The sequence below is a fragment of the Empedobacter sp. UBA6745 genome (assembly GCF_002453775.1).
Taxonomy (GTDB): domain Bacteria; phylum Bacteroidota; class Bacteroidia; order Flavobacteriales; family Weeksellaceae; genus Empedobacter; species Empedobacter falsenii_C.
The window spans coordinates 70,770-83,276 of record NZ_DKHL01000026.1 but is presented as its reverse complement, the minus strand read 5'-3'; the positions used below and the strand labels follow the sequence as shown (position 1 = coordinate 83,276).

Sequence of the window (12,507 nt, the reverse complement as noted above, 5' to 3'; positions counted from 1 at the left end):
GAAGTTAAGCAATCAAATCTTGAATGGTTCAGAACGTTTAAAGCAATTTACGAAACTGGAACTTTATCTGCTGCTGCACAACAATTATTTATTTCACAACCTGGTGTTATCTTACATCTCAATTCGTTAGAAGCCTATACAGGCTACAAATTATTTGATCGATCGGCGCGAAAAATGGTTCCGACTGAAAAAGGAAAAATTTTGTATAATTTTATTTTAGAACCGATTCAAAAATTAGCTGCTGCGGAGCAACATTTTTGGAAAGAAAATTTTAAAGAACATCCAGATTTCAAACCAAATTATATTGTCCCAAATATCAGTTCTATTATTCGTTGTTTGAGCGATGGAAATGGCTTTTCTATTGTTCCCGACTTTTTATGTCAAGAAGCACTAAATTCTGGTAAAATAAAATTGGTTTGGCAAGGTGAAAAACCGTTGGAAAATACACTCTATTTTGGTTCACGAAAAAATACGATTTACGAAAAAGAAATTGAGCAATTGCAACAGATTTTTGTAGATAAATGGTGTAAAGATTTGGGTTAAATACTTCCCAAATCTTTGAAAAACGCAACCAATTGATGATTACTTGTAATTTGTAGCGACTCTTTTAATGAGCCCAATCTCTTTTCTACACTACTTAGACTTGCAGGTTTGATATTATTTTGTTTTAAGTGATTTGAAATATCTTTTAGCAAAATTCCATTCGAAAGCAAAGAAACTAACGTAACATCATACGAAGTTATTTCATACGTATTTTTTTGTTTGATACTACGTTTCATGTCCAATTCCAAATGCATTCCGCCCGCAAAAACAGTTTGTATCGCTTTTTTCAACTCTTTCGAATCTTCTCTTCCTTTCGCCACAAACCCATCTATATGGTATTCCTTGAAAAGATTATCCACCATATCCGCTTTCTTTTCTACCGAAAAAACAATCATTTTCAAATTTGGCTGAATTGCTTTTACAGCTTCAATTAAATCTCTTCCTCCTTTCAAGTTTTGCTCGCGGTGATCTTCTTCAAAAGACAAATCAGAAATCAATAAATCATAAGGTTGATTGTCGTGCAATGCTTTTTTCACTTTCAAGAATGCATCATCACAATAAAAAGCATAATCAGGATTTTCTACATGTAAATCTTTTAAAACTTTCTGAATCGAAATATTAAAACTCTCAAAATCTTCTGCAATTAATACTTTTTTAAACATACTTTTTATTTAGGTTATTGAATTGGAAATATGATCTTAATTTTTAGACCATTCACATTTTCAGTTTCAAAAATAACATCTCCGTTTAGATTAGAAATACGTGAAACCGTATTTTGCAAACCATTTTTAGGTTTTAAGTCCGAAATCCCAATTCCATTATCTGAATAATTGATAATAATTTGTTGGTTTTCTTCTTTAAAATTTAGTATAACTCGTGAAGCTTCGCTATGTTTTTTCATGTTCGTCAACAATTCTTGCATCACTAAGAAAACCTCTGTTTTAGCATAATCTTTTACGTTTCTCCAAAGTTCTTTTTCATTTCCAATCAAATATATTTTGACTTGTTCCGAATCATAAGAACTTATCAATTGTGCTAATTTTTCTGCAAAATTTTCTTGTTGATTTTCATCAATCCTATCATAGGAAATATCGCGCGAAATTTCATAAACCACCTCCAATTTATCTAAAATTTGATCACGATTAAATTCTGATTTATTCTCAATATCAGACATCACATGATAAATTCCGTTCGCCACTTTATCGTGTACTTTTTTAGAATATTTCAGTTCTGTTTTTTTGACTTCCAAAACCTTTTCTTGTTGCAACAAAACTTTCTCTTGCTCTAATTTTTGCTTTCTTTTTCTGTACAAAAAATATCCAAAAACAAACAAAACGATCAATAAACCGATTAGAATGTAAAGTTTTAAAATATCATTTTTCTTCTTTTCATTCTCTGCTTCAGCATTCAAAAAATCTGCACGATTTTTCTCCGAATCATAACGCACCAACGCAAATTGATTTTTCGCTCTGTTACGTTCTAACTGAATACTATCGTTTAGCTTTTGATAAGCTTCAAAATATTGTTTTGCATTTGTAGGATTGTCTAATAAAATAAGTTGTTGATAAACTTCTAATTTATCGCCCGCACTCTTATTTTCGAAAGCAATTTGTTTTCTTTTATTAGCATAGTCCAAGGCTTTTTTATAATCTAAATTTGAAAAATAATCTGTTAAATGCGCATAACTTGCATTTTGTCCCCACAAATCATTTTCCTTTAATCTAATATTTAACGCTTTATTTAATTCATTTATAACATTGGACTTATTGTCTTTTAACCATTTGGTATATGCTAAATTATCAGTAATTCGCGCATATTCTTTTGGATTTTCAATTGTATTCTTATCTTTTAGTAATTCTTGGTAAATCTTTATCGCTTCATCATACTGCTTATCGTAACGATAACTATTTGCAATGTTATTTTGATTGATAATATAAACATCTTTTTCTTTAGAAAAATCAATTGCTTTTTGATAATAATCTATAGCATCATTAAAATTTCCTAAATCATGAGAAGTTTGCCCTAAAATATTATATGCACTAGAAAGTGTTTCTTTTTCTTCACTTATTTTAGGGTTTAATAATTTTACCGAAGAAATAATTAATTCTTGGCTTCCAAACCAATCTCCTTGATCTTTAGAAATAAAAGCCATATTTATCATACATTTTGATGCTTGATGTTTGTTATTCAGTTTTATAAATTCTGAATATGCTTTATTAAAATAAACATAAGCACTATCATTCTCTTGTTTTTCATAAAACTTCCATGCTTTATCATAAGCTTTATTATCTAAATTATCCTGCTCAATCTCTTTGTTTTTAGACTGTTGACATGAAATAATAAAAAGTATAAAATAAAAAAATAAAATTTTTCTCAAATCTCCATATTTACAACCTAAAGCTAAACAAAAAACGGATAGATTACTCTATCCGTTGATGATTTATTTTTTCACAGGAACATCCCCTTTTTCTCCATTTGTATCACCGTCTATACTATCTGATGAAGTTTGTACAACTGGATGTTGATCTTGTGAAATTGTGTTTGCATTTTGATTTGGTAAAAAGAATCCCAATAAAGCGAATAATAATTCTAACATAGCTTAAATTTTTAATTTTTTGATATAGGTGCTCTTCCTCACAAAACAGATTGCGAGTAGTGTACACGAGAAAAAAGAAGCGCTTCTTTAGTAGGAAGTTTTTTGTAGTCTTGAGAACAATTCAGGAAAAATGCTTCCCTTCAAATCACCTCAACTATTTTCGAGACTACGTTTTCAGAAATCAAGTTTTTTGTTTTTGTTTTGATTTCTATTGCAAAGTAAATACAGAACACAAAGTCGCTGTTAGACAAACAATGGACAAGTTTTGGACAATTATTGGACAGCCCGTTTTACGGGAAACCGTAATTTATTTTGTCCAAAATTTGTCTACTTTGTAAAAGAATTAAAAGTGAAATGTCTACGAAAAAAGATCTATTCGAAAAAGTTTTTGAGAAAGCAAAAAATGAATGTGGGAGTTCAAGTAAAAATGGAATGTCTGTTCATTTAGAAAAAGTAATTTCAGATGATTATAATTATCCTATAACAAGCAAATCTTTCTCTCGACATTTTGATGATTTCGTGAAAGAAAATAATTTAAAGAAGGAAATAAGTCCTGATTTATTAAATATTCTTGCACATTATATCGATTATGAAAGTTTTGGAGATTTTAATCAAAAAAATCAGCTGACAAAAAGTGATGAAAAAGAAGTTAATGTAGAAGAAATCGCATCGGTAGAACCAATAATAGATGATAATATTTCTGAAGAAGAATCAATAATTAATCTTCCATCAAAAAAGAATAATTTCTTTGAGAAAATAAAACTTCAACGAAATAAAATAATTGCTGGAAGTGGCATTGCAACTATTTTGGCTAGTGGAGGATTATTTCTTAATTCATTCAATCAAAATTCGTCTTGTATGATTTGGAAAGAAAATCATTATGAAAAAATCGAATGCGAAGAAACTTCTCCACAAATGAATGCTGTTCCATATAACGAAACTGTTTTTCAATTGAAGAAAATCACAAAACCTGATACTTTAAATTTTGAAAATGCACTTGATAAAGTTTGGTATACAAAGAAAAATGGTGAAGTAGAATTTTATACAAATTACGGTTTACATCCCGAAAATGGTAAAACATTGAAACCTGTCACAAAATATATTTTAACTAAATATGTCTTAAATAATGAACAATAAAAAACACTCAACATGCGAGATGAAGAGTGTTTTGATTGTTAGAAATGATATATAAAATTTAGAAAATTTTAAAAAGAATACGAATACTAAATGTGATCACTAAAAAAGCTACAGCCAAAATAGCTACTTTCTGAGGTATTTTGCCTGCTAATTTCGCTGCAATTGGCGCTGCTAAAGCTCCTCCAATTATTAAACCTGCAATGATAAAACCATGACTTACGCCCAAAGCTGCAAAAAAAGTCAACGATGCAGAGAGTGTCACAAAAAACTCGGCTAAACTAACTGTTCCTACTACTAAGTTCGATTTTTTTCCTTTTGCTAATAAAGTTGATGTCACGACAGGTCCCCAACCACCTCCACCAAAGGCGTCTAAAAATCCTCCTGCAAATCCTAAAAACCCAACTCGTTTTACTTTTTTGCGTTCGATTTTTTTTCTGAATGCTAAAATAATTAATCGAATTCCGATGATTAACGTGTACGAAGCTAAAATTCCGTAAGTAATGGTTTCGTATTTGTTTCCCAAATAAACCAATAATAATGATCCCGAAACTGCTCCAATAACGCCTGGAATAGCCAATGCCAATAATAATTTTTTGTTTACATTTCCAAATCTATAATGCGAAAAACCACTAATTCCGCTCGAAAACATTTCGGCAGTATGAATACTACCACTTATTGAAGGCAAATTAACGCCAAATAACATCATGCTTGTGGAACAGGTTACACCATATCCCAAACCAACGGCTCCGTCGACCATTTGAGCGAAAAAACCAACCGCCAACATAATATAAAAAACATTTGGAATGTGAATCACAAAATCTTTCGCTTCCGAAAAACTCACGATTGATGACAAAGCATATCCTAAGAATAATGCAAAAAATATCAATGTAATTTCGGTTACTAAACGTTTGTATTTTTTTGTCGATTTTTTTCCTTCAAATGAAGAAGTTAAATGATTCAAATCAGTTAGTTTTTGATTAAAATCTCCTTTGTGATTATTTCTAATTTTATTTAAACTTTCAATGTTTTCATCAATTGAATCTGGAATAACATCAGAAAAATATTCTCTCAAACGTTTTGCCATAACAGGAGATTGTCCATTTGTAGAAATCGCAATTTTAAGATGACCTTTATTCACAATCGAACCTAAATAAAAATCGCACAAATCTGGCTGATCAGCTGCATTAACTAAAATTCCTTTTGCATTTGCTTTTTGCTTCACTTCTCTCGAAGTTTCTTTATTATCAGTTGCGACAATCACTAAATCTACATCTTCCAAATCACTCGATTCGAACGCATGAGTTTCATATTGAATTGATGGATATTGTGAAAAAACATCTTTCAATTCTTGTTTAAATTCCTTTGCTACAACTTTCAAATTGACCGAAGGATTTTGTTTGATTAGCGTCGAAACCTTTTCTAATCCTACATTTCCTCCGCCAACAATCAGGAAGCGCAAATGCTCTGTTTTTAAAAATATCGGGAATAAATTATTTTTCATTGTTCTTAAAGCGATTTAACTAATTAACCGAAAAATATTTTCGATAGGTAAAATCTCCGAATGTTTCATTGTCTATTTTTTCTTTTGTATAACTTTCGAAAACTTGGTCTAACTCATTCAAAATCTCAGTTTCATTTACTTTTTCTTTGTAAATTTTGTTCAAACGAACACCATATCGATCGCCTCCCAACATCAAATTATAATGTCCAGCAGAAGTCCCTACAAAACCAATTTCCGAAACATACGAACGACCGCAACCATTTGGACAGCCCGTCATACGAATAGAAATATCATCATTTTGAAGTTGATGTTTTTCTAACAAAGGCTCTATTTTAGTCACTAATTCTGGTAAATAACGCTGTGCTTCCGCCAAAGCCAATGGACAAGTTGGTAAAGCCACGCACGCCATCGAATTTTTTCGAAGCTCACTAATATCTTTGTGAATAAAATATTTTTCTAAAAGCTGTTCAACTTTAGCTTTATTCTCAGTCGAAATTTCACCTAACAATAAATTTTGATTCGCTGTAAAAATGAAATTATTGATATTTAATAAAGCCAATTCATGTAAAAATGCTTTCTGATTAGGCTGTACAACTCCATTCTCCACAAATAAAGTGTAATACCACGTTCCATTATTCACTTGTCGCCAATCATAAATATCAGAACGCTCCGTAAATTGATATGGCTGAGAAGGCTCTAATTTAAAACCAACACGTTTTTCTAATTCAGACTTGAAACCATCTACCGTTAATTTATCAACTGTATACTTTAGTCTCGCTAATTTTCGATCGCCACGATTCCCAAAATCACGCTGAATAGTCAACACTTCATAAGCAACTTTCAACACTTTTTCTTCAGAATCAACAAAACCAATTTCGGTTGCTAAACGCGAATATGTATTTGGATTTCCGTGAGTTGTAGACAAACCTCCACCAACAGCGATATTGAAACCTTTCAATTCATTATTTTCGATAATCGCAATCAGTCCCAAATCATTTGCAAAAACATCTACATCATTAGTTGGCGGAATAGCAATTGCAATTTTAAATTTTCGAGGTAAATAGCGATCTTCGTACAAATCATCTTTCTCTGTTTCGCGTTCGTAAATCTTTTCATTATCCACAAAAATCTCATAATACGCTTGTGTTTTAGGCAACAAATGTTTTGATAATTTATCTGCATATGTATGAATTTGAGCGTGAATTGGCGAAACCAACGGATGAGAACTCGCAATTACATTTCGGTTTACATCGCCACAAGCCGCGATAGAATCTAACTTTGCTTGGTCAAACGATTGTAAAGTTGGACGCAATTGATGTTTCAAAATTCCGTGCAATTGAATGGTTTGACGCGTTGTAATTTTCAAAACGCCTGTTCCATATTGTTCAGAAGTTTCGTGAATTGCCAACCATTTATCAGCGTCAATAATTCCACCCGGAATACGCAAACGAATCATAAATGAATACAATTTGTCTAACTTTTTTTCTGCACGTTCTTCTCGTCTATCACGATCATCTTGCACATACATTCCGTGAAATTTCACCAAAGCTTCGTCATCTGCACGTACATTTCCAGTGTGATTATCCAGCTCTATACTCTCTTTTAACGTACCGCGAAGTCCGTCACTTTTTATTTTAATTCCTTCTATAGGAGATTGTTTTTCTATACTCATTTTGTTAATTGTTGGTTGATTAGTAGACATCTTTTTGGTAGCGACCTTCTTCTTCTAATTGTTCTAGAAAATTTTTCGCTGAAACCTCATCTTGATTTGATTCTTTTGCAATTAATTCGATCAAAGCACTTTCTACATCTGTACTCATTCCGTCTTTTTGACCGCAGACATACAAATAAGCACCATCCTTTAACCAATTGTAAAGCTCTTTTCCTTGTTCTTTCACTCGATCTTGTACATAAATTTTATGTTTTTGATCTCTCGAAAAAGCTGTATCTAATTTGCTTAAAACTCCTGTCGAAAGCCATTCCTGAATTTCAGTTTGATAATAGAAATCCGAAACAAAATGTTGCTCACCAAAAAACAACCAGTTTTTACCTTCTGCACCAATCGCATCACGATGTGTCAAAAAACTACGAAAAGGTGCAATTCCTGTTCCCGGACCAATCATAATCACCGATTGATTTTCATCTGGAAGTTTGAAGTTTTTATTTTTATGAATGTAAAATTCTATGGATTTACCTTGCTCAAAATCTGCTAAAAACTGAGAACATAATCCAGTTTTTTGTAGATCTGAAACTAAAAAAGTATTCAGACTAACCGTTAAGTGAATTTCATTATCATGTGCTTCATTCGATGATGAAATCGAATATAAACGTGGTGCAATTGGATGCAAAAGATTTAAAATATCATCAAATTTTATTGTAGATTCAGACGAATAATATTTTATCAACAAATCAATTAAATCAATTTTAGTTTCGAGAATTTCTACATTCAAAATTGTTGCAAATTGATCGATTGATTTTTTAGAAAGTGCTCTAATATTTTTTTCTTCAAGTTCTTGAGCGCGATTTTCTTCATTGAGAAGCTTTGCAATCTCTAAAATTTCGGTTTGATTATTTTTTGGATAAACACCCAAAGCATCACCTGGTTCGTAATCGACTTGCTCATCAACTGCTATTTCGATATGATAGGTTTCTTTATTCGAACCTCTATCGTTCAAAATAACTTTATGCTTTACAATTCCTCCATACGATTTTTTTTGCGTAGAAGAACTTTGCAATTTTTGAGGTTGTACAACCATTGAACTTCCTTCTGATTGAATAGTTTTTAAAATATCCGCAAACCAATTTTCGGCAATTTCTTGATAATCTAAATCTACTTTTACCAAATCGAAAACGCGTTGTGCGCCTAGTTTTCCAAATAATTCATCGATTTCTTCTCCTGATTTACAGAAAAACGGATAAGACGTATCGCCCAGACCAAAAACAGCAAACTTTGTTTGATTCAATTTTAGGTCAGAATTGCTCAAATTATCATAGAATTTTTGCGCATTTTGAGGTAAATCTCCATCTCCTTGCGTACTAAAAATTAGAATTAAAAACTCTTCTTTTTCAATTTTTTCGAGTGGATATTGAAACGCATCAATTGCTTTGGCTTGAATTTTATTCTTCTTAAAAATTCCAAGCAATTGATTGGCTAATTTCTTCGCATTTCCTGTTTCAGTTCCATAGATTATTGTAGGTTTGATTGAGGTTAAAACCTTTTGTTCTTTCGGCTCATCTTGTGTCTGATTCGCAACTAATCCAGCCAAATAACCATTTGTCCAAATAATTTCGTCACGTGATAATTCTTTTACTAAACTTTTTACTAAGTTCAATTTTTCGTTAGCTAGCATAAGAAATTGTTGTTTTATGGTTATCAAAATATGAATTAGAAGTTGGCTGTTCATCAAACCAAGCGAATGATTGATGCAAATTGACAACATGACCTACGATAATTAAAGTTGGTACAAAATCGAAGGTCGGTAAATGGTTTTCTACAATATTTTCGAAAGTAAAAACTTGTGTTTTCTGATCTGGAGTTGTCGCTTGTTGAATAACTGCTAAACCTTTTTCGGTATCAATTCCATTCAAAATTAACTGATCGGCTAAAGTTTGTAAACGTTGTCCACTCATATAAAAAACCAATGTATCAGACGTTTTTGCCCAATCTTTCCATTGTTTATCTTCAATAGATTTCAAATCGCACAACGTCAACATGCGAACTCCTTTCGAATGATTGCGTGCTGTCAACGGAATTCCTGTGTAAGCAGCAGCACCAAAAGCAGCCGAAATTCCTGGAATTATTTCGTACGGAACATGATTTTTTTTCAAGGTTTCTAATTCGTCCAAAATATTAGAAAAAAGTGAAGCGTCACCTCCTTTCAATCGAACCACTAATTTTCCTTGCATTGCAAACTCAATCATCAAATCGTTGATATCTTTTTGGGGCGTATGAATGCCTTTCGAACATTGTTTTCCGACATAAATAACCAACGCATCTTTCGACGCATATTCGTCTATTAACACTGGAGAAACCAAGCGATCTGTCAAAATAACATCTGCTTTTTTGATATAATTTAATGTTTTGAGCGTCACCAATTCTGGATCTCCAGGACCAGCGCCAGCCAAAATTACTTTTCCTATTGTTGTTTGCATGTTTGTAATAAATTAGTTGATTGATAAGATTGAGTTGATATATTAAACCTTTGTGCTTTTAGATAATTTTATCAATGAAACCATTAATTCGAGTGGAATTTTGTATCGATAAAAAATTATGGAAAATAAAATTCATCTTAGTTCTCGATACAATTTTTATACATTTCATTTCTAAAAATCACTCGAACTGACGAATTTTAATCAATAAACATCAAAGCAGCGACTGTATTTTTCGTTGTTTCGTCAATCAAAATGGCATTTCCTGTATGAATATTTTCTTTAAAAGAATCGAAAAATAAAGGTTGATTTGTTTTCAAAACCACTTGTCCAATATCATTTAACTTGATTTCTTCAGATGGAATAAATTCCCAATTATTAATATCCCATTGTTGATCGATTGCTTTGATTTTTGCACGAACCGAATGAAAACGATGCTGCAAAACGTACGTTTTTCCTTGTTGCAATGCATTATTGTCTAACCAACAAATCCAAGCCTTTGGTTCGTTTGTCGTTTGCGGTTCTTCGGAAGTTTTTACAATTGAGTCTCCTCTACTGATATCTATATTATTTTCGAGATGAATCACAACATTTTCTCCTGCTTCAGCATGTTGTACTTCTTCCAAATGACGTTCTATTTTAACAATTTTTGATTCGATATTTGATGGATAAACTTTAATAGAATCCCCAACTTTATAAACTCCACTCAAAATTTGTCCCGCATAACCTCTATAATCGTGATGTTCTTCATCTTTTGGGCGAATTACCCATTGAACCTGAAAACGCGCTGCTAAATTTTTATCTGTTTCAATCGAAACTGTTTCCAATTGATGCAATAATGTTTCACCATTATACCAAGGCGTTTTCGCAGATTTTTCGACAATATTATCGCCAACCAAAGCAGAAACTGGAATAAAAGTTACTTCATCATAATTCAATTGATCTTGAATTTGTTGAAAATCATTTTTTATCTTTTCGAAAATATCTTGCGAATAATCAACCAAATCAATTTTGTTAATCGCAATAATTGCTTTTTTAATTCCCATTAACGAACCAATGCTTGCATGACGTTTTGTTTGAGAAGTGATTCCTTTTCGTGCATCAACCAGAATAATAATCAACTCTGAATTTGAAGCACCTGTAATCATATTTCGTGTATATTGCTCATGTCCAGGCGCATCAGCAATAATAAATTTTCGTTTTGCAGTCGAAAAATATTTATACGCTACGTCTATTGTAATTCCTTGTTCGCGCTCGGCACGTAAACCATCTGTAATCAAAGACAAATCAATTTCGTCGTCTTCATTTGATTTACGTTTTTCTAAAACACCCAATTGATCGGTGTGAATACTATTCGAATCGTAAAGTAAACGCCCTATTAAAGTACTTTTACCATCGTCTACGTTTCCTGCTGTTATAAATTTTAATGTATTCATTTTACTTAATTCCTATAGATATTATAGAGTTTTGTTTAAAAAAATTTTGACTTAGAAATAACCTTGTTTTTTACGGTCTTCCATCGCTGATTCTGACAATTGATCATCCAAACGAGTTTGTCCTCTTTCGCTAATTCTTGTGTTAATAATATCAGTAATGATATCGTCAATCGTAGAAGAATCCGAAGGTACAGCCGCTGTACACGTCATATCACCAACCGTTCTGTAACGTACTTTTTCTATCACAACTTTATCATCTGCATTTGGCTGAATAAAATCTGAAGTCGCAATTAATTTATCATTGTAAACAATACATTCGCGTTCATGAGCAAAGTATAAATTTGGTAATTCGATGTTATTTTGTTTGATGTAATTCCAAACATCTAATTCTGTCCAATTGCTAATCGGAAAAACACGTACATTATGTCCTTTTTCAATTCTTCCATTCAAAATATTCCACAATTCTGGACGCTGAAGTTTCGGATCCCATTGACCAAAATCATCACGAACCGAGAAAATACGTTCTTTTGCACGTGCTTTTTCTTCATCACGACGCGCTCCTCCAATACATGCATCAAACTCATTTTCTTCGATTACATCTAACAACGCATACGTTTGCAAGGCATTACGAGAAGGAAAACGACCAGCAGTTTCTTTCAGATTATACTTTTTTATAGCATCTTCTACAGAGGCAACAATCAATTTTTCGCCAATTTTATCGACCAAATAATCTCTAAATTTTATCGCTTCAGGAAAATTGTGTCCTGTATCTACATGCACCAAAGGAAAAGGAAATTTCCCTGGACGAAAGGCTTTCAAAGCTAAATGAATCAAAACAATCGAATCTTTTCCTCCTGAAAATAACAATGCTGGACGCTCAAATTGAGCAGCTGTTTCTCTCAAAATGTAGATTGCTTCGTCTTCTAGCTGATTTAAATAATTTTTTTCTTGACTTGACATTCTTTCTAACTTTCTAACTTATTTTTTGACAATAAAAAACTCCTCAAAATTTTGGAGGAGTTCATGAATTATTATTTTCGTAATTAATACATCACAACATATTCCTCCTCTTGTAAAGAGCGACACATATACATTGACATATTAAATACTAAATTTTTCATTTTTTCTTGTTTCATTTCTGATTT

General features: G+C 32.0%; 10 protein-coding genes and 1 pseudogene. 2 read left to right on the top strand and 9 right to left on the bottom strand.

The window, feature by feature from the left end:
- Positions 1-6: 6 nt before the first annotated feature.
- Positions 7-543, top strand: a pseudogene (locus B4H69_RS07960) (LysR family transcriptional regulator); the annotation flags it as partial.
- Here the strand turns inward: B4H69_RS07960 and B4H69_RS07955 are convergent.
- The 3 genes from B4H69_RS07955 to B4H69_RS07945 form a co-directional block, all read right to left on the bottom strand.
- Entirely contained in the window at positions 540-1,205 is a 666-nt protein-coding gene (locus B4H69_RS07955; protein ID WP_219035053.1) for a response regulator, read from the bottom strand. The pseudogene B4H69_RS07960 and the gene B4H69_RS07955 overlap by 4 nt on opposite strands.
- Positions 1,206-1,219: 14 nt before the next feature.
- Positions 1,220-2,920, bottom strand: a complete 1,701-nt coding sequence (locus B4H69_RS07950) for a tetratricopeptide repeat-containing sensor histidine kinase (protein WP_291075572.1) — start codon at positions 2,918-2,920, stop codon at positions 1,220-1,222.
- A gap of 63 nt (positions 2,921-2,983) precedes the next feature.
- Complete coding sequence (locus B4H69_RS07945; protein WP_291046670.1) at positions 2,984-3,139, bottom strand: hypothetical protein; 156 nt, start codon at positions 3,137-3,139, stop codon at positions 2,984-2,986.
- Between the two features lie 354 nt (positions 3,140-3,493).
- Between B4H69_RS07945 and B4H69_RS07940 the strand changes: the two genes are divergently transcribed.
- Positions 3,494-4,276, top strand: a complete 783-nt coding sequence (locus B4H69_RS07940; RefSeq protein ID WP_180904845.1) for a hypothetical protein — start codon at positions 3,494-3,496, stop codon at positions 4,274-4,276.
- Positions 4,277-4,334: 58 nt separating this feature from the next.
- On the opposite strand, the gene B4H69_RS07935 is transcribed toward B4H69_RS07940, so the two are convergent.
- The 6 genes from B4H69_RS07935 to cysD form a co-directional block, all read right to left on the bottom strand.
- Positions 4,335-5,777, bottom strand: coding sequence for a TSUP family transporter (locus tag B4H69_RS07935; protein ID WP_038332322.1), 1,443 nt, complete (start codon positions 5,775-5,777; stop codon positions 4,335-4,337).
- 19 nt (positions 5,778-5,796) lie between these two features.
- Positions 5,797-7,449: an NADPH-dependent assimilatory sulfite reductase hemoprotein subunit gene (locus tag B4H69_RS07930; protein WP_180906849.1), complete on the bottom strand. Its 1,653-nt coding sequence runs from the start codon at positions 7,447-7,449 to the stop codon at positions 5,797-5,799.
- 19 nt (positions 7,450-7,468) lie between these two features.
- Complete coding sequence (locus B4H69_RS07925) at positions 7,469-9,127, bottom strand: diflavin oxidoreductase (protein ID WP_180904848.1); 1,659 nt, start codon at positions 9,125-9,127, stop codon at positions 7,469-7,471.
- Positions 9,117-9,929 (bottom strand): uroporphyrinogen-III C-methyltransferase, encoded by an 813-nt coding sequence (gene cobA, locus B4H69_RS07920; protein WP_180904849.1) that lies wholly within the window; start codon positions 9,927-9,929, stop codon positions 9,117-9,119. Before cobA ends, B4H69_RS07925 begins: the two co-directional genes overlap by 11 nt.
- Before the next feature lie 197 nt (positions 9,930-10,126).
- Positions 10,127-11,362, bottom strand: coding sequence for a sulfate adenylyltransferase subunit 1 (locus tag B4H69_RS07915; protein ID WP_180904850.1), 1,236 nt, complete (start codon positions 11,360-11,362; stop codon positions 10,127-10,129).
- 51 nt (positions 11,363-11,413) lie between these two features.
- Positions 11,414-12,322 carry a sulfate adenylyltransferase subunit CysD gene (gene cysD / locus B4H69_RS07910; RefSeq protein ID WP_180904851.1) on the bottom strand — a complete coding sequence of 303 codons (909 nt, stop codon included), beginning with the start codon at positions 12,320-12,322 and terminating at the stop codon, positions 11,414-11,416.
- Between the last annotated feature and the right edge of the window lie 185 nt (positions 12,323-12,507).